Here is an 18,331-nt window from a genome sequence, read left to right on the forward strand (position 1 = left end):
TGCGGGACGGGCCAGCCCGGGGCGGCCGGTTCAGCGCAGTACGGCGGCGAGTTGCTCCAGCACATGGTCCAGCTCGTGCGCCTCGACGACGAGCGGCGGCGCGAGCCGGATCGTCGAGCCGTGGGTGTCCTTGGCCAGTACGCCGCGTTCGGCCAGCCGCTCGCACGCCTGCCGCCCGGTCATCAGCGCCGGGTCGATGTCGATGCCGGCCCAGAGCCCTCGGCCGCGTACCGCGACCAGGCCCTCGCCGATCAGCCCGCGCAACCCGGCGTGCAGCCGCGCGCCCAGCTCCGCCGAGCGGCGCTGGAACTCGCCGGTGGCGAGCAGCCGGACCACCTCGGTGGCGACCGCGCAGGCCAGCGGGTTGCCGCCGAACGTCGAGCCGTGCTCGCCCGGCCGCAGTACGCCGAGGACGTCCGCGTCGGCGGCGACCGCCGAGACCGGCACGATGCCGCCGCCCAGCGCCTTGCCGAGGACGTACATGTCCGGCTTGACGCCCTCGTGGTCGCAGGCGAAGGTCTCGCCGGTGCGGCCCAGCCCGGACTGGATCTCGTCGGCCACGAAGAGCACGTTCCGTTCGGTGCAGAGCCGGCGTACCCCGGGCAGGTAGCCGGGTGGCGGCACCACGACACCCTGCTCGCCCTGGATCGGCTCCAGCAGTACGGCCACGGTGGTGTCGTCGACCGCCTCGGCCAGCGCGGCCAGGTCGCCGTACGGGACGATCCGGAACCCCGGGGTGTACGGCCCGAAGTCGTCCCGGGCCTCCCGGTCGGTGGAGAAGCTGACGATCGTGGTGGTACGCCCGTGGAAGTTGCCGTCCGCGACCACGATGGTGGCCTGCCCGCCCGGTACGCCCTTGACCCGGTAGCCCCACTTCCGGGACACCTTGATCGCGGTCTCCACCGCCTCGGCCCCGGTGTTCATCGGCAGCACCAGGTCCTTGCCGCAGAGCTGGGCCAGTTCCCGGCAGAAGTCGGCGAACTGGTCGTGGATGAACGCCCGGCTGGTCAGGGTGAGCCGGTCGAGCTGGGCGTGCGCGGCGGCGACCAGCGTCGGGTGCCGGTGCCCGAAGTTCAGCGCCGAGTAGCCGGCCAGGCAGTCGAGGTAGCGCCGGCCGTCGACGTCGGTGACCCAGGCGCCCTCGGCCGAGGAGATCACCACCGGCAGCGGGTGGTAGTTGTGCGCGGTCCAGCGCTCCGCCTCGCGTACCGCCTCCGGCGTCCGCGGCGCGCCGCCCGCGTCCTGGGTCTGCGGCGCGCCGTCCGCCCCCGGTGTCTGCGGCACGCCGATCGCCGCCGGGGTGCGGGGCATGTCGTCCGCCTCCTGCGGGCGCAGCACGTCGTCCACGATCACTTGGTCGCCTCTCGTTCCCGCAGCACCAGGGTGCAGCACTTCGGTCCGCCGCCGGCCTTGCGCAGCTCGGACAAATCAACACCAATTGTGTCGTACCCGCGTTCGCGCAGCGCCGCCGACAGTCCGGTGGCCTGGGCCGGAAGTACGACGTGCCGGCCGTCGCTGACCGCGTTCAGGCCGAGCACCTCGGCGTCGGCCATGCGCGCCAGCACCGCGTCGGGGAAGAGCCGGCGCAGCACCGCCCGGCTGCCGGGCGAGAACGCCTCCGGCAGGTACGCCACGGTCTCGTCGTCGAGCACGCAGAGCGCGGTGTCCAGGTGGTAGAAGCGCGGGTCGATCAGTTGCAGAGTGATCACCGGGCGCCCGAAGACCTCTTGGAGGTGGGCGTGCGCGGCGTGCGAGGTCCGGAACCCGGTCCCGGCGAGCAGCAGCCCGCCGACCGGCAGGATGTCCCCCTCGCCCTCGTTGACGTGCTTCGCCTCGTGCACCTCGAAGCCGGCCCGGTCCAGCCAGCCGGCGTACGCCGGGGCCTCGTCGGCGCGCTGCGGGTCGCGGAACTGCACCGCCAGCGCCCGGCCGTCGAGCACGGTCGCGCCGTTCGCCGCGAAGACCATGTCGGGCAGCCCGGGCAGCGGCGCGATCTCGTCGACCGTGTGCCCGAGATCCAGGTACGTCTGCCGCAGCGTCTCCCACTGTCGCAGCGCGAGTGTGGTGTCGATCGGCGCGGCCGGGTCCATCCAGGGGTTGATCGCGTACTCGACGGTGAAGTACGTCGGCCGGCACATCAGGTAGTGCCGGGTCTGCGCCGGGCCGGCCGGGGTACGCCCGCTGGTGGCGATGGCGTCCAACGTCATGGTCCTGCTCCTGGGGTCGGGCGCGCCCGGCCTCCGTACGGCTCACAGGCTGGCGCCTCACCCAACGCTATGCGGGCCCGACCGACGGGAACCACCGCCGAGGATTGCTTGTCGCGGCTGATCGTTGCGTGTCGGAGGGGAGGCAACGGCGAACCGTTGCGTGCCACCCCGTACCCGGCTCCGGACGCACTTCGGGGGCGGCGTCGTCGCCGCCCCCGAACATGTGCGCTCAGGTGGTGAACCACCACCGGCTGGCGGGGCCAGAGCGGTGCACCACCGCTCCGCGCAGGTCCTTACCCGATCAGAACCGGTCGACAAACTGTGAATCAAGCCACTCGCGGAACCGGACGACGGTGTCGCCGTCGGTGTTGGGCCAGTCGAACTGGCCGGTCATCGCCAGCACGGCGACGACGACGGCGCCGACCCCGAGGACGATCCCGATCAGCGCGTCGGTCCGGCCGGCGACGTGCCGGCGGGCGGTCGCGGAGACGCCGCCGACGCCGAGCAGCAGGGCGAGGGTGCCGAGCACGATGCCGTACCCGGCGAGGGCGCCGGCCAGCACGAACGCGGCGGCGGCCACCCCGAGGACCAGGCTCAGCGTGGCGAGCATGCTGGCCCGGGGACGCGGACCCCGGTCGACCACGACCGGCTCGGTCTCCGGCGTACGCTCGCCGAGCCCGCGCTCCGGTTCGGTCGTGCGGTCGGTCTCGCGCCGGGTCTCGGTCTTCGTCGCGACCGGGGGAGTCGGGGCGACCGGCGGAGCCTTCTGGGGTGCCGTGTCGGGCTCGGTGACCGTGGCCCCGGCCCGGTGCCTCGCCGTGTCGCCGGTCCGGGCGGGGTCACTGCGCTCCTCGGCCCGGCTGGCCGATCCGGTACGCGTTCGCGCGGAGTCGGCCACCGTGGCGGTGCCGGTCGGCCGCTCGTCACGGCCGTCGGGGCGCTCGTCGCGGCCGTCGACACGACCGTCGCGGTTCTCGTCCCGCGCCGGCGCCGGCTCCGATTGGCGCATCAGTGATGGAATCCTGACCACAACACACCTCCTGATCCATGCGTGGAGCCTCGTCGATGGCGTCTACGCAGCATTGGGATCGGTGTACCCCGATGGCCGATCCACCACACCTGGCGGCGACGGGGCCGGGCGGTGACGCGGGGGCGGGATGCGGCCGCACCAGCACCGCGCACCCGGTCCTCAGTCGTCGTCGAGCTGGCTGAGGGTGACTTTGTCGGAGAGGTAACCGGGCACGGCGAGGGTGATGACGGCGACGTCGTCGACCGCGTCGGCGTCCTGAGTGCTGTAGACGGAGTACGACTTCGGCGTACTCCAGTCGGTCGGGGTGAACGTGATCAGCATCGGTGGGAAGGCCCAGACCCCGGTACCGTCGATCGTCATCTGGACGTAGACCGACTCGGTGGGCGGGTGGCTCAGTCGTACTGTGAACGAGGCGCTGCCGCCCTCGGCCACCGTCCGCTCGGCCGGGTCGGCGAGCACGGCCGGCGGCTGGCCCGGCACCGAACAGGTCGCCCCGTTGACCCGCCAGTTGCTCGGCGGCTGGTAGGTCCCGGTGTAGCGGGCGACGAAGCCGAACGCCGTCGTCCCGCCGGGCGGCACCGGGGCGACTCCGGACATGCTCTGCGCCCGCACGTTCTGCCCGAGTACCTGCACGGTGTAGTTCCAGCTCGACATGAGCTGGTGGTTGTCCGGGAGGGTGAACTCCACCAGGACGCTGTTCCAGGGGAGGTCACCGAGGTTGCGGATCCGCGCGTTGCCGAGGTAACCGCCGGTCCAGGTCGTCGCGGTGAAGTCGACCTCGCAGGCGACCGCGGCCCGGGCCGGGGTGGCCGGGGCGACCAGCCCGGCGGTGACGGCCAGCGCCAGGGCGGCGACGGCGGTGGAGCAGCGGCGTACGGAGCTGGGAATCATCGAATTCCTAATGAGTTCTGGGAGTAAGCCATCCGGCAAACTCCTGGTGGGTGGGTAGCCGCCGGCAGGTGAGTACTCGATGTTCCTGGACGTGGAGTCCTGACGAAAGATCGTGCCCCTGCCGGTTGGTGAGGAGAGTTGATCGCTGATGGGATGTCGTGCCCGCCCGGTTGCGGCATGAGCACTGCTTCATTAGGTCGCTGATGGTTCTCCTGCTGGCTACTGACCGTGTTGGGTGTCGGAGACGGGAGATGCGTTGCTGTTCGTAGGAGATGACTGGGCCGAGGACCATCACGACGTCGAGTTGATGGACGCCGCCGGGCGCACCCTGGCCAAGGCCCGGCTGCCCGAAGGCGTGGCGGGCATCGCCCGGCTGCACGCGATGATCGGTGCGCAGCTCGGCGAGGACGCCGCCGACGCCGGCGGGCAGGTCACGATCGGGATCGAAACCGATCGGGGTCCGTGGGTCCAGGCGTTGATCGCTGCCGGGTACACGGTGTACGCGGCCAACCCGTTGCAGGCGGCCCGCTACCGCGAACGCCTGGCGGTGTCCGGGGCCAAGAGCGACGCGGCCGACGCGCACATGCTCGCCGACATGGTGCGCACCGACTCCCACCAACTGCGCCCGGTCGCGGGTGACACCGCCGAGGCCGTCAAGGTCGTCACCCGGATGCACAAGACGCTGATCTGGGAACGGACCCGGGCCGGGCAGCGACTGCGGCACGCGCTGCGGGAGTACTTCCCCGCCGCGCTGGCCGCATTCGCCGACCTCGACGCCACCGACACCCTGGAACTCCTCGCCAAGGCCCCCGACCCGGCCAGCGCCGCGAGACTGAGCATCAGCCAGATCAGCGCGGCCCTCAAACGCGCCCGCCGCCGGGACATCCCGGCGAAGGCCGCGGCGATCCAGGAAGTGCTGCGCGCCGAGCACCTCGGCCAGCCCGCTGCGGTCACCGCCGCCTACGCCGCGTCGGTGCGGGCGCTGGTCGCGCTGCTGGTCACCCTCAACGAGCAGGTCAAGGCCCTGCAAGGGCAGGTCGAGGCCCATTTTGGCCGGCACCCGGACGCTGAGATCATCCTGTCCCAGCCCGGACTCGGTGCCGTCCTCGGCGCCCGGGTGCTCGCGGAGTTCGGCGACGACCACGATCGTTACACCTCGGCCAAGGCCCGCAAGAACCACGCCGGAACCAGCCCCATCACCCGCGCGTCGGGGAAGAAGAGGACAGTCGCCGCCCGGTTCGTGCACAACGACCGGCTCATCGACGCGCTCATGACCCAGGCGTTCGCGTCGCTGCGGGTCTCGGCCGGCGCTCGCGCCTACTACGACCGGCAACGCGCCCGCGGCGCCACCTACAACGCCGCGCTGCGCCAACTCGCCAACCGGCTCGTCGGCATCCTGCACGGATGCCTCAAAACCGGCACGCCGTACGACGAGACGACCGCCTGGTCTCACCACCTCAACGAGGCCGTTGCTTGACATTCAAGCTCCTGGGATGTCTTTCGGGTCGGAGAGCTGGCATGTGGAGGTGCCGCCGCAGCCCGTCGGCGGTGTGACCCGTGCCCACCCGCAAGAAACATCGACAGCCTCCCATGCGTAGAGGTCGCCTGGAAGGCCGCTGCCGGTTCGGTCGTATCGGGCCACCCGGTTGTCCGGGTGGGCCCGCCGGGGCGGTAGCCTCGCCGCGGCAGTTCGGATGAGCGCTGACTCGAGGGTGGGGAGCCATGGCGCTGGAGCGGGGTAGTTCGGTGGTCGGGCAGGCGGGTCAACTCGTCGGGGCCGCCGTCGGTCGGGTCGCCGCGGCGCCCGCTCCCGGCGCCTTCTCCGATGTGGACACCGGCAGGCCGGCGACCGGCCACAGCGGTGGTGCCGGGCAGGCTCCCGGATCGGGTACGCCCACCGGGGCCGGACCGGCCACATCGGCCGGTGACGACCCGGCCGCCTCCGACGGCGGCTCCCGCCCCGGTACGGCACCGGCCAGCTTCGGCGCGGTGTTCACCGCCTTCGTCCTGATCGGAGCCGCCGGGTTCGGCTCCTGGACGATCTGGTCCAGTGGTGGGAGCGCGGAGACGATGCAGCCGCCGGACACCGTCGCCGTCTTCGGCGTACTGATCGTCTTCGCCGCCGCGGTCGAACGGATCCTGGAGCCGTTCTCCCGGTGGCTGCCGGGACGTCGGGTCGAGGCGGCGGCGCAGCGGGCCGAGGCCGAGCTGGCCACTCTGTCCCGCGAGGCGACCCCGGCTGAGCAGGCGGCGGTGGCCGCGCTGCGCGAGCAGGCCGACCGGGGTCGGGGCAACCGCACCGTCGTCGCCTGGGGGATCGCGGTCGCGGTCGCGACGCTCGCCTCCACGGCCGGCGGCTTCTATCTGCTGCACGCGATCGCCGGGCCGGAATGGCAGGGCCTGCCGGTCTGGGTCGACGGCATCGTCACCGGGATCATGGTCGGCAGCGGCACCAAGCCGATGCACGACCTGATCAGCCGGATCCAGCCGGGCGGCGGCGCCCGTCCCTGAGCCCGGTCGCCCCCTCCCATATTTTGCCGACCGGGATCCCGCGCGGGCGCCGCCGCCTCGGCCGCCGGTGCCACTCGGGCGGAACCGGCCGCCGTCGTGATACGGAAGCGGCGATTGCCGACAGACCGATCACCAGAAAACGGCGTAGAGATGCGTAGTAGGTGGGTCGAAGACGAGTAGAGGATGCGTGGAAGGCGAGTAGGAACCGCTCCGCCGCTGACATTTCCGCATCCCATGCCGGTCGAGGACCAGCCCTGGCGAACTACTCAATGCGACTTCATCGTGCGCCCATCGGCGAACCCGTCGGCACTCTGCCGGGGCGCCGGCCGGTTTCTGGCCTATGGTGCCGCGGGGCGAGCGGCACTTTCGGCTTCTGCGGATGACGACGGACCGGGCGTAGACCGGCGAACTGGACGTAGATCACGCGTCGCTGGACGGCCTCGCCGTATTCGTCGAGCGTGTAGCCGGTGAGCCAGCACCAGCCGGGATAGGTGGGCCTTTCATCCACCCTGGTCACCCGGAACAGCAGTGCCCGCCGACCGCCGAACTGTACGCTCGCAGCCGCCCCGACCTGCACCACCATTCCGGGGCGAGGTGGCTCGTGCATCAGGGCACCGGGATGAGAAAGCCGGGCCCGTTCGGGTCGAGTCGCACCCAGCAGTTGGCGGCATCGCCGCACACGGGGCATCTCCCGAACCGATCGGGGCTGTGCGAGTCGGCCAGCAGATAGCTGTTGACGAGGATGTCCGCCGACGTGTACGGCGGTGGATCCGCAGCCCGGTCGGTCCAGGCGATGAAACGATTGTGTAACCAACCTGCCGGAACATGCCGCAGATCCTCGGCGGCGTTGACGAGATGATGGGCCAGGTAGTACCTGAGTGAGACGATGCTGCCGGCGAACTCCGCCCGTAGCTGTCGTCTTCGGACCGCACAGGGCCAGTCGTCGCCGCATCCGGTGCAGGTCCACAGCGGAGCGGCCGGATCGTGGTCCCACATTTCCGTTCCCCCCGCCTGGGTCGTCAGAGGTTCGGCTGCCATGCAATCGATGCTTTACTAGAGCGCGAAACAATGCAATATTACGTCTTGGCTGAACGATTTCCCTCTAACGATCTGTAATTACCTGAATCACAGAGAGTACTCAGTGGACATTACATATCGAATGAAAGGTTCACTCGAAAGGTAATACCGGAAGGGGGAGTGTAGTGCAGGCAGGGGTGGACTCCACCGTTCCTCGCAGAGAGCTGGGGCGGCACCTACGCCAGCTCCGCGAGGAGGCCCGGCTCACCATCAAGGTGGTGTCCGAGGCGTTGGAGTGGTCGATGCCGAAAATCTGGCGGATCGAGAGTGGGGCGACCAGCATGCGTTCGCTGGACGTCGAGGCGATGTGCCGGATATACGGTGCGTCACCGCAAATGACCGAGGCCCTGACCGGGCTGGCGAAGGAAACCAGGGCACGTGGCTGGTGGCACTGCTACGGCGACGCCATCCCCGGATGGTTCGAGCCGTACGCCGGGCTGGAGGCGGCGGCCAGCCATCTCCGGATGTACGAGCCGCAGTTCGTCCCGGGCCTGTTGCAGACCCCGGCGTATGCGACGGAAGTGTTCCGGATCGCCAGCCCGGAACTCGGGCCGGCCGAACGCGAGCGGGCGGTCGAGGTCGAGCTGGCCCGGCAGGAGATCCTCAACGGGCGGCGCGGACCGGCTCCGCAGCTCGACGTCGTCCTCGACGAGGCGGTGTTGCGCCGGGCGGCCGGCAGCGGGCAGATGATGGGCGAGCAGCTACGACACCTGGTGGCCGTCAGCCAGCAGCCGAACATCTCGGTCCGGGTGCTGCCGTTCTCGGCCGGGCTCTACCGGGCCGAGCGCGCCAACGGCGGCTTCGCCATTCTGGAGTTTCCGAAGGACGGACTCGGGCGGCGCACCGAGCCGCCGATCGTCTACAGCGGCGGTCTGACCGGCGCGCTCTATCTGGAGAAGCCGCACGAGGTGGACAGCCACGCCGCCGTCTGGCGCGACTTCGAGGAGATCAGCCTCACCGAGGAACTGTCCCGGAAGCTGATCACGACGGTCGCGGAGGAATACGGCGGGTGACCCTGGAGCACGGCCTGGCCGTGACAGCGGGTCGGTCGTACGGGGGAGGGGAGTAAAAGTCGGCAGCCTGCCGTACGTCGCCGGTGTGGGGAGACAGCGGCGACGGGCAGGTCAGCCCTTGACGTGTCGGACCGAGCCGTCGGACCAGGTTCGGTAGCCCGTCGTTGCCCGGGACCGGGCCGGCGGGGGTGGAGTGCGGACGGTCGCCCCCACCTCCGCGTCCGCACCCGACGGGAGCCGAGGGTCTGGTCGGTGCTCGGCACCGCACCCGCGGTGCGCAGTGACCGCGGCGTGTGTGGGGTCAGGCCCAGGCCCGGTCGAGTGCCAGCGCCAGCCGGTTGGTCCACTGTGGTGCGCTGCCGGCGACGCCGGGGTACTCGTCGACGAAGTTCGCCCAGTCGACGTCCCAGCCGAGCACTGTTTCGGCGGTGAAGGCGTCGGCTTCGGCACCGAGTTCGTCTCGCATGAGCGCGCGGACGAGGTCCCGGTCGACGGTGGTGTGTTCGGCGAGGAGCACGGCGTCGTACAGGTCCTTGCCCTGCGGGTACATGTCGGTGGCCAGCCACAGCAGCTTCCACGCCAGGGACAGTGCGGCGGGCGCGGCCAGCAGCGGCTCGTCGACGCCAGGCAGCACCAGCACCTCCGGTGCGATGGGTAGCCGCTCGCCGAAGACGATGTCGAGCTGCACGTGACCGTCCGGCGCCTCCGGCGTGCTGAACGGGACGACCAGCCGCCGCCCGTCGGCACGTTCGTACGTCCAGATGGCCGACTCGGTGATCTGGTCCGCGCGCAGGCCGGCGTCGTCCGGGATGCTCCGGACGGCGGCCTTGAGGTCGTCGAGCAGCGCGCGGGCGTCGGGGCTGTCGCTCCGGACGGTGTGCGGGGTGACGACGAAGTCGAGGTCCCCCGGCTCCCGCGCCGCGCTGCCGACCCAGGCCGCCATCGTGACACTGCCGCGCAGCACCAGGTGCTCGGCTCCCCAACGCGTCGCGGCGACCGCCGACAGGATGCGGTTCATCGCGGTGTGCCGGGCGCCGATCCACCGCTGGCCGGTGGCTGTCACCAGGAAGGCGGGCTCCCCGGCGCGGTAGGCGTTCGGGTACTGCTTCAGCGCCGGGTCGAACGCCGCCCGCTGCCGCACGGTCGGGTCCGCGGGCAGCGGCCGGTAGGTCGGCGGGTAGTCCGGGGAGCCGGCCGGAGCGGTTCTCATCTTCTCCTCGCGTCTCGTCGCCCAGTCGCTGGGGCTCCGGCGGCGAGGTTCGGTCAGCCAGCCCTGGTCGTGTGACAGATGGTCGTCGAAGACGACGTACTCCTGCTCGACCGAGACGATCTCGTGGCCGGCCGACCGGATGGCCTCGACGAGCGCGTCGAGCCGCTGCTTGGCGGTCCGCAGCCCGACGCCGTGACAGCGCTGGGTCACGAACCGCTCCTGCGCGCCGTCGGCCCGTTCCCGCCGGGCGTTGCGGGACAGCCGGGCGTCGTGCGGCGTGACCAGGTCGGTGAGGGTCAACAGGTCCGCCACCGTCGGGGCGGGCAGCAGCAGTTTGACGTGGTGCTCGAAGTACCGCCCCCCGGGCTCGGACGCGGCCTCCTGGTCCGACTGCGGCACGCCGGTGCACCACGGCGCGGCCTCGATCTTGGAGCGGCACGGGTACATGCCGGCCCCGCGCAGCTCCTGTTGCCAGCGCTGCACTGCTGCGCGCTGCTCGTCCAGGGTGCCCCGGCCGGTCAGGGTGAGCATCGGCTGGGAGGCGAACGCACCACGGTCGAGCACGATGTGCAGGAATTTCACCCCGTGATCCGCCGCGAACGCCGCCAGCTTCTCGGCCTGCTGCGCATGGACCGTAATGTGGATCTCGAAGTCCCCCGAAACCTCAGACACCGGCGTAGCGTACGGCCCGGCCACCCGGCCCGGAAACGCGGTTTCGGGTGCGCCCGTCCCGGTCGTGGCGCGACCGCTTCGAGAGATACTTGCGCACGCAACAAAGGTAGACAATGATCAAGACATCGTCATCGATGTCTTGGAGGTCACTGATGCGGCGAGCACGCGCGAGGGTCGGGGCTGGTCTCTTTGCGGCGATCGGCATGGCCGCCGGACTCGGCGTCGCGGCGTCGCCCGCCTCGGCGCAGCCCAGCGGCCTGACCTTCTACAGCACGCCGTTCACGGTCGAGGTGGCGCACGTCGATGCCCCGACCGGTGAGTGCGCGCCGCTGCCGGCGACCGCGCGCGGCCACGTCGGCTGGAGCGGCTTCACCAACGTCGTGCTGTACCGGACCGCCGACTGCACCGGCCAGGCGACCAGCACCGGAACCCTCCGCACCTACGAAGCCGGACGCTTCGGCAGCTTCCACGCCTACTGACAGTCCCAGCCCACGACATCACGTCACGCACCGCGCGACGAGTGCCGCCCGCGCCTGGAGCCGGTCACGCCGACCTGGACATCAGCGGCGTTACGGCAGTGGTTGACGCCGCTGAGGTCCAGATGAGCGCGGCGATGCCCGCCTCGTGCGGAGGCTGACTGCGGGCATGCCGGTCGTTTCAGCCGGGTAGGGCGATCCAGGTGGCGCGGGCGCGGGCCAACTCGGTGCCGTCCGGGGCGTACAGGGTGGTGTGCACCAGGGCCTTGCGGCCTTCGGCGGCGGCGAGGGCGCCGCGTACGACGCACTGTTCACCGGCGGCGGGCAGCCGGTCCAGGCGTACGGCGATCCGGCCCAGCACGTACGGGCGGCCGGCGCCGATCACCGACCAGCCGCCGGGGCAGTCCAACGCCGCCCAGACGGTCGGGGCCGAGACGTCGTCCGGGACGGTCCACGGGGCGGCGGTGCTGCCGTCGGCGAGCCGCCCGGGGAAGATCCCCAACCCGTCGGTGCGCTCCGGGCCGCAGACGTAGCAGGTCGGGAACGGATGGTCGGCGAACCCGGCGTACCCCTTGGCAGCCTCGACCGCGTCCGCGTACCCGATCGGTGGGACTGCGGTGTCGACCTCGGGCTCCGGCGCGACCTCGGCCACGACGGTGCCGTCGGCGGTGCGGACCTGGCAGTCGAGCAGCGACAGCGGGGTGTCCAGCGGCGGCGGCATCCGGAGCGTGACCTCGGCGCTCTCGCCGCCTGCGAAGAGGCCGGCGGAGTAGCCGCCGTTGCCGGAGCCGGGCGGCCCGTTGAATCGGGCGGGAACGTGCATCGGTCCGCCTTCCGCGACGTCGGGGCCCAGGTCACGGGCCGGCCAGGAACGACCCCCACGGTACGCGGAGCGCCGGTCCGGGGCGGGCGCCCAGGGGTGCCCGGACGCCCACCCCGGCGTTTCACCAGCGGGACGGCGGTGGTGGCGGGACGACCGGCGGGCGGTCGTCGCAGGTGATGGTGTTCGGCAGCAGCCACGGCGCGAGCCACGGGCCGGCCGCGCCGCCGCCGTCGTTGCCACCGAGGTCGGTCAGCCGGAACTCGGAGCCGGTCGGCGGGAAGTGGAACGAGCCGCAGTTGTTCACCCCGACCGCGCCGACGTTGCGGGCGTCGACGTTGGCGAACGAGGCGCTGCCGGAGGCCCGGGCGCTGACCACCGAGGTGCCGGTGCCGTCGACCCGGACGTCGGTGAACCTCACCCCGTCGATCGAGTAGAGGTCCTTCACCGAGAACTCACTGACCAGCATGATCGCGTTGTACGTGCTGTCCAGGTAGTGGTCGCCGGTCACCTGGATGTCCGCGTCGATGTCCTTCTCCAGTGCGTAGATCCAGATGGCGCCGAGCCCGATGTTCCAGTTCAGCTCGTACGTGCCGGCCCGCACCACGGTGTTGTTGCTGACCCGGGTGGTGCCGGCGAACGGCTCCGCGCCGAACCGGGAGCCGAGCTGGATGCCGCTGCCCTCCCGGATCGGGTCCGCGATCAGGTTGTTCGAGACCGTGTTGTCGGTACCGCCGTAGAGGGCGATTCCGTTGGCCAGGGTCGGGGTCTGGACGGTGTTCCGGTCGAAGGTGTTGCGGGCGTCCGGCACCGTCTCCGACCACATCGCCAGGGCGTCGTCGCCGGTGTTCCGGATGAAGTTGTTCCGGACCACCGAGTCGGTGACCCCGGTGTGGAAGTTCAGCGCGTCGGCGATCTGGTCCACGATGACGTTGTTGGTGACCCTGACGTTCCGCATCGGGCCGTCGAACCAGATGCCGACCTTGGTGTGCCGGATGTGCAGGCCGTCGACGGTCGAGTCACTCATCGCGCCGCCGATGCCGTTCACCTGGTCGGTGTCGATCCGCTCCCGTACGTCACCTTCGATCGCGAAGCCGGAGAGGTGCACATTGCGGCTGCCGCCGTCGGCCGCGTCCCTGCCGTAGAAGCCGACCCCGGTGTGCACCGAGCCGTCCGGCGCCGGCGCGTCGAGCGCCACCTGGCGGCCCTTGATGACCGTGTACCAGTTGCCGGCGCCCTCGATCGTCACGTCGTCGACGATGATGTGCCGGTTCACCTGGTACGTCCCCGGTGGCAGATAGACCGTCAGTCCGGTCCGCTTCGCGAAGGCGATCGCCCGGTCGATCGCGTCGGCGGAGTCCCGCCGGCCGGTCGGGTCGGCACCGAAGGCGAGCACGTTCGCGGCGCGCAGCCGCACCTTCGGTGGGCCGACGAGTTCCGAGTCGAGCAGGTCGATCACGGTCCAGGCGGCGTTGCTGCCGGCCGGCGCGGTGAGGCGTACCGTGTCGCCGGCCCGGTAGGTCCGGTCGAGCCGGAGCCGCTGCTCGTCGTAGAAGTGCATCGGCCGGAACGGCTTGCCGATCATCGGGAACGGCGTGGTGGCCGCCGGTACGCAGGAGCACTCGGTGATCCACCAGTCCGGGTGCAGCAGGTCGGCGTCCGGGTCGTTGCTGAACGGGTACTGGTTGTAGAGCCAGGCGTACTCCGAGGTCAGCGTCATGGTCTGCCGGGCCTTGCCGTTCACCGTGACGTGCAGCGGTGCGGTGATCCCGCCGCCGCCCGGCGCGTCCGGGATGCTGTAGCGCACGGTGATCGCGTTCGCGGCCTTCGGCAGGGTGAACTCGACGTACTGCCCCGGGCGCAGCCGCACCGCTGATCGGCCGGACGCCTCTGCCGGCAACGTGTACGCCGTCCGGTCCGGGCCGATCACCGTGCCGGTGGTCCGGGCGTGTTCCGCCTCCTGTTCGAGGAAGTCGACGCTGGCGCCCCGGCCGGCGACGAGCGTGGGGTCGAGACCGGCCCGGGTGACGACCGGGGCCGGACCGGTGCGGCCGGTCGGCTGGGCGGCGGTGGCCGGGGTGCCGGCGCCGACGGCCGAGACGCCGATTCCTATGAGGGTCGCTGCGGCGAGCCAGCGGGACGGTCGCCCGGACCGTCGCGCCGGAACTCCGTTGGTGCTCCGTGACATCGGGGACTCGTTTCTCTGGGGGCCGTCATGTTATTGCAGAAAACTGTCCACATTCAATCGTCAGTTTGTCGCGTATCGTGCGGCACTTGCGGGGATCAGGATGGTCTTGCCCCGGGTCTGCCCGGCCCCCGCGTCCCGGTCCACGTCGTCCACGTGGTCGACGTCGTCGGCCCGGCCCACTGACCTACCTCGGCCTGCGGTTCTTACCCTTCCCGGTGCCCCGCCACCCGTCGGTGCCGCCCGGTCCTTCGGCGCTGCCGCCGAAATGAGTGGGTAGCTCTGCGGCCCGTCGGTAGCCTGGGGGCGTGCCGCCGCAGCTCCCGCACCCCGATCCGGGGGTGCCGGACACCCGGGGACCACTGCGGTACATCTGGTGGCTGGTGCGCAGCCAACCCGTCCGGGTGCTGCGGGGCAGCCTGATCGGCACGGCCTGGATGGTCGGGCTGTCGCTGCGGCCGTACCTCGTCTCCCGGGCGATCGACGACGGGCTGCGCACCGGTGACACCCGCGCCCTGCTGTTCTGGGTCGGCGCGATCGTCGTCGCCGGGTTCGGGCTGGCCCAGCTCGGGATCCAGCGGCACCGGACGATGACCTTCATCCGGGAGGACGCGAGCGCCCGCTCCGCCGCCGTACTGCTGCGGCAGCTCTCCCGGATCGGTGCGGTACTGCCGCGCAAGCTCGCCGCCGGTGAGGTCGCCACCGTCGGCGGTTCCGACATCGCCAACACCTCGCACGTGTTGACACTGACCGGGCCGGGCGTCGGCGCCATCGTGGCGTACGCGGTCATCGCGGTCGTCCTCTGGTCGGTCTCCCCGCTGCTCGCCCTCTGCGTACTGCTGGGCGTGCCGGCGGTCGCCATCCTGATCGGGCCGCTGCTGCGCCGGTTGGAGCGGGCCGAGTCCCGCTACCGGCAGCGGCAGGGCGCCCTGACCACCCGGGCCGGGGACATCGTCGCCGGGCTGCGCGTGCTCGCCGGGGTCGGCGGCCGGGACCTGTTCGCCCGCCGGTATGCGGCCCGGTCCCAGGAACTGCGGGACGAGGGCTACCGGGTCGGTGCGGTCGGAAGCTGGATCGAGGCGCTGACCGCCGCGATCCCGGCCGGCTTCCTCGCCGCCGTGGTCTGGCTGGCCGCCAGGATGGCCGTCGCCGGCGACATCACCGTCGGGCAGCTCGTCGCCGTCTACGGGTACGTCGCGGTGCTGGTCGTCCCGGTGTGGTTCCTGATGGAGGGGAGCAGGATGATGATCCGGGGCCGGGTGGCCGCCCGCCGGATCATCACCCTGCTCCGGCTGACCCCAGACGACGTCACCGGCTCGACCCCGGACGACGTCACCAGCTCGACCCCGGAGGACGTCACCGGCTCGACCCCGGACGGTGTCGGTGGCGCGGCCCGGGACGGCGTCGGTGCCGCGACGGAGCGGGCCGCCCCGACCGGCCCCGCCGACCTGCACGATCCGGTCACCGGGCTGACCGTGCCGGCCGGGCGGCTGATCGGGGTCGCCGCCGCCGACCCGGCCGAGGCGATCGCCCTGGCCGACCGGCTCGGCCGGTACGTCCCCAGCGGGGTGACCTGGGGCGGCGTGCCGCTGACCGCGATCGCGCTGCCCGAGGTGCGGGCCCGGATCCTGGTCGCCGACCACGATGCCTATCTCTTCGCCGGGACCCTGCGGGAGATCCTGCACAGTGGACAGTGGCACACCGACGCCGAGCTGCGGGCCGGTCTGCGGGTCGCCTCGGCCGAGGACGTGCTGGACGCCCTGCCCGAGGCGCTGGACACCCCGATCGACGCCCGGGCCCGCCGGCTCTCCGGCGGCCAGCGCCAGCGGGTACGGCTGGCCCGGGCGCTGCTGGTCGAGCCGGAGGTGCTGATCCTGGTCGACCCGACCTCGGCGGTGGACGCGCACACCGAGGCGCGGATCGCCCAGCGGCTCCGGGCGGCCCGGGCCGGTCGCACCACGATCCTGCTCGCCACCTCGCCGCTACTGCTCGGACACGCCGAGCGGGTGGCGCACCTGCGCGACGGGCGGATCGTCGACGTCGGCAGCCATGCCGAGCTGCTCGACCGCGACCCGGGTTACCGGGCACTGGTCTCCCGGGACGGCGAGCCGGTCGCGGCCGGCGGGTCCGCCGACGGCGAGCGGGCGCGGCGGTGACCGGGCTGCCGGTGGCGGACCTGGCCACCGTACGCCGGGCGGCGAGCGACCTGGTCGGCCGGGAGCGGCGGGCGGTCGCCGTCATCCTGGCGTTGCACGTCGCGGCCACCGTCGCCGGGCTGGCCGCGCCCTGGCTGCTCGGGATCATCGTCGACAAGGTGATGGCCGGCGCCGGCACCGGCACGATCGACCGGCTGGCGCTGGCGATCGTCGGCTGCGTACTGGTGCAGACCGTGCTCTCCCGGTACGCCCAGTACGCCGGCCACCGGTTCGGTGAGCGCGCGGTGGCCCGACTGCGCGAGGAGTTCGTCCGGCGGACGCTCGCGCTGCCGGTCTCGGTCGTCGAGCGGGCCGGCACCGGAGACCTCGCCACCCGCAGCTCGGTCGACGTCGCCACGGTCGGGATCACGGTCCGCCAGGTGGTGCCGGTGGCGGTGATCGCCGTGGCACAACTGACCCTGCTCTTCGGGGCGATATTCCTGCTGCATCCGGTGCTTGGCGTCGCCGCGCTCGCCGGGCTGCCGTCGATCGTCGCGGTCACCCGCTGGTATCTGCGGCGGGCCTCCACGGCGTACCTCGCCGAGGGCGCCGCCTCGGCGGAGCTGACCGAGACCCTGACCACCACCGCCGAGGGCGCCCGGACGGTCGAGGCGCTCCGGCTCACCGACGAACGGGTGGTGCACGGCCGGGAGCGGATCGGGCAGGTCTGGGCGACCCGTCGGCGTACCCTCAGGCTGCGCTCGGTCTTCTATCCCGTGGTGGAGTCGAGCTATCCGCTGCCGATCGCGGCGGTGCTGCTCGTCGGCGGCCTCTGTCTCGACAACGGACTGGTCACCCTCGGCGAGGTGGTCGCCGCCGCGCTCTACCTGCAACAGGCGATCGGCCCGCTGGACCAGATCCTGCAATGGATGGAGCAGGCACAGCGCGGCGTCGCCTCGTTCGCCCGGGTGCTCGGCGTCGGCCAGGTGCCGCCGGAGCCGCGTGGGCGTGGCTCCACCCCGTCCGGGCAGGAGATCGAGGTCCGGGGCGCGCGGTTCGGTTACGCCGACGGCCCCGACGTGCTGCACGGGATCGACCTGACGGTCCGGCCCGGCGAACGGCTGGCCATCGTCGGCCCGTCCGGGGCCGGGAAGTCGACGCTGGCCCGGCTGTTGGCCGGGATCGACCGCCCCCGGCACGGCGAGGTGAACCTCGGCGGCTGCCCGGTCACCGATCTCGATCCGGCGCAGCGGCGTCGCCGGATCGCCCTGGTCACCCAGGAGCACCACGTTTTCCTCGGTTCGCTGCGGGACAACCTGGCCTTCGCCGCCCCGGACGCCACCGACGCACAGATGCGGTCCGCGCTGGTCGCGGTCGGTGCCGACTGGTACGCCGAACTGCCCGACGGCCTCGACACCGCACTCGGGGACGGGGCCCGGGAGTTGAGTCCCGCGGATGCGCAGCAGGTCGCGCTGGCCCGGCTGGTCCTCGCCGACCCGCACACGCTGATCCTCGACGAGGCGACCGCCGCGCTCGACCCGACCACGGCCCGGCGTACCGAGCGGGCGCTGGCTGCGGTGCTGGCCGGGCGTACGGTGATCGCGATCGCGCACCGGCTGAACACCGCGCACGACGCCGACCGGGTGGCGGTGATGGCGGACGGCCGGATCACCGAGCTGGGCAGCCACGACGAGTTGCTCCGGGTCGACGGCGCGTATGCCGCCCTCTGGCGCTCCTGGCACGGCTGACCTTCAGCGGAGTGCCCCGAAGAAGGTCCGTACGTCGGTGACGAAGAGGTCCGGCTCCTCCAGCGCGGCGAAGTGAGCAGCAGGTCCCGGTCGACGGCGTCCTCGGGGACGTCGGCGGAGTCGGTCCACTCCTGGAACTTCTCCACGATCCAGCCGAGCTGCCCGACCGGCGAGTCGGTCAGCGCGTACGCCAGGGTCTGCGGCCGGGTGCCCTGAATTTTGGCGTACCCGGACATCTCCGGTTCGGCCCGGAACAGCCGGTCCAGCCGGGCCCGGTCCGCCTCGGTCAGCGCCGCCTCTTCGGCCGGGTCACCTGAGGGGAGCGTGAGCAGGGTGTTCAGGTGCACCCCGACGAC

At 71.9% G+C, this 18,331-nt stretch carries 16 protein-coding genes; 7 read left to right on the forward strand and 9 right to left on the reverse strand.

The features are described 5' to 3' along the window. Positions 1-30: 30 nt before the first annotated feature. From rocD to ACSMXO_RS05925, 4 genes are all read right to left on the reverse strand, one after another. Positions 31-1,353: an ornithine--oxo-acid transaminase gene (rocD, locus tag ACSMXO_RS05910; protein WP_455416959.1), complete on the reverse strand. Its 1,323-nt coding sequence runs from the start codon at positions 1,351-1,353 to the stop codon at positions 31-33. Beyond that, the gene (gene ddaH, locus ACSMXO_RS05915; protein ID WP_455416960.1) at positions 1,350-2,207 is read right to left on the reverse strand and encodes a dimethylargininase; all 858 of its coding nucleotides are present in this window, start codon (positions 2,205-2,207) and stop codon (positions 1,350-1,352) included. The genes rocD and ddaH overlap by 4 nt, the downstream gene beginning before the upstream one ends. 301 nt (positions 2,208-2,508) lie before the next feature. Continuing rightward, positions 2,509-3,216, reverse strand: coding sequence for a hypothetical protein (locus ACSMXO_RS05920; protein ID WP_455416961.1), 708 nt, complete (start codon positions 3,214-3,216; stop codon positions 2,509-2,511). Between the two features lie 180 nt (positions 3,217-3,396). Next, positions 3,397-4,128, reverse strand: coding sequence for a cellulose binding domain-containing protein (locus tag ACSMXO_RS05925; protein WP_455416962.1), 732 nt, complete (start codon positions 4,126-4,128; stop codon positions 3,397-3,399). Positions 4,129-4,384: 256 nt separating this feature from the next. On the opposite strand from ACSMXO_RS05925, the gene ACSMXO_RS05930 reads away from it, so the two are divergent. Together ACSMXO_RS05930 and ACSMXO_RS05935 are read left to right on the forward strand one after the other, a co-directional pair. Then, a complete protein-coding gene (locus tag ACSMXO_RS05930) occupies positions 4,385-5,605 on the forward strand; it encodes an IS110 family RNA-guided transposase (RefSeq protein ID WP_455416963.1) in 1,221 nt (406 codons plus the stop codon). Between the two features lie 245 nt (positions 5,606-5,850). Continuing rightward, a complete protein-coding gene (locus tag ACSMXO_RS05935; RefSeq protein ID WP_455416964.1) occupies positions 5,851-6,639 on the forward strand; it encodes a hypothetical protein in 789 nt (262 codons plus the stop codon). Positions 6,640-6,916: 277 nt separating this feature from the next. Here ACSMXO_RS05935 and ACSMXO_RS05940 read toward each other — a convergent pair whose 3' ends face one another. Together ACSMXO_RS05940 and ACSMXO_RS05945 are read right to left on the reverse strand one after the other, a co-directional pair. Next, complete coding sequence (locus tag ACSMXO_RS05940; protein WP_346260167.1) at positions 6,917-7,222, reverse strand: hypothetical protein; 306 nt, start codon at positions 7,220-7,222, stop codon at positions 6,917-6,919. Between the two features lie 23 nt (positions 7,223-7,245). Next, positions 7,246-7,677: a hypothetical protein gene (locus tag ACSMXO_RS05945; RefSeq protein ID WP_455416965.1), complete on the reverse strand. Its 432-nt coding sequence runs from the start codon at positions 7,675-7,677 to the stop codon at positions 7,246-7,248. Between the two features lie 164 nt (positions 7,678-7,841). Between ACSMXO_RS05945 and ACSMXO_RS05950 the strand changes: the two genes are divergently transcribed. Then, on the forward strand, positions 7,842-8,729 hold the full coding sequence (locus ACSMXO_RS05950; protein ID WP_346260166.1) for a helix-turn-helix domain-containing protein: 888 nt from the start codon (positions 7,842-7,844) through the stop codon (positions 8,727-8,729). 301 nt (positions 8,730-9,030) lie between these two features. Here ACSMXO_RS05950 and ACSMXO_RS05955 read toward each other — a convergent pair whose 3' ends face one another. Beyond that, on the reverse strand, positions 9,031-10,611 hold the full coding sequence (locus ACSMXO_RS05955) for a nucleotidyl transferase AbiEii/AbiGii toxin family protein (RefSeq protein ID WP_455416966.1): 1,581 nt from the start codon (positions 10,609-10,611) through the stop codon (positions 9,031-9,033). A 152-nt stretch (positions 10,612-10,763) separates the two neighbouring features. Here ACSMXO_RS05955 and ACSMXO_RS05960 point away from each other — a divergent pair, with 152 nt between their 5' ends. Continuing rightward, entirely contained in the window at positions 10,764-11,090 is a 327-nt protein-coding gene (locus ACSMXO_RS05960) for a hypothetical protein (protein WP_455416967.1), read from the forward strand. Positions 11,091-11,268: 178 nt separating this feature from the next. Here ACSMXO_RS05960 and ACSMXO_RS05965 read toward each other — a convergent pair whose 3' ends face one another. Both ACSMXO_RS05965 and ACSMXO_RS05970 read right to left on the reverse strand, forming a co-directional pair. Continuing rightward, positions 11,269-11,910, reverse strand: a complete 642-nt coding sequence (locus tag ACSMXO_RS05965) for a hypothetical protein (RefSeq protein WP_455416968.1) — start codon at positions 11,908-11,910, stop codon at positions 11,269-11,271. A gap of 121 nt (positions 11,911-12,031) precedes the next feature. After that, a complete protein-coding gene (locus ACSMXO_RS05970) occupies positions 12,032-14,095 on the reverse strand; it encodes a glycosyl hydrolase family 28-related protein (RefSeq protein WP_455416969.1) in 2,064 nt (687 codons plus the stop codon). Positions 14,096-14,496: 401 nt separating this feature from the next. Here ACSMXO_RS05970 and ACSMXO_RS05975 point away from each other — a divergent pair, with 401 nt between their 5' ends. The 3 genes from ACSMXO_RS05975 to ACSMXO_RS05985 all read left to right on the forward strand — a co-directional run bounded on the left by ACSMXO_RS05975 (position 14,497) and on the right by ACSMXO_RS05985 (position 18,191). Further along, positions 14,497-16,248 (forward strand): ABC transporter ATP-binding protein, encoded by a 1,752-nt coding sequence (locus ACSMXO_RS05975; protein ID WP_455419182.1) that lies wholly within the window; start codon positions 14,497-14,499, stop codon positions 16,246-16,248. Continuing rightward, positions 16,245-17,975: an ABC transporter ATP-binding protein gene (locus tag ACSMXO_RS05980; RefSeq protein WP_455416970.1), complete on the forward strand. Its 1,731-nt coding sequence runs from the start codon at positions 16,245-16,247 to the stop codon at positions 17,973-17,975. Before ACSMXO_RS05975 ends, ACSMXO_RS05980 begins: the two co-directional genes overlap by 4 nt. Positions 17,976-18,047: 72 nt before the next feature. Then, entirely contained in the window at positions 18,048-18,191 is a 144-nt protein-coding gene (locus ACSMXO_RS05985) for a hypothetical protein (RefSeq protein WP_455416971.1), read from the forward strand. The last annotated feature ends 140 nt before the right edge of the window (positions 18,192-18,331 follow it).

Source organism: Plantactinospora sp. DSM 117369 (assembly GCF_053764795.1).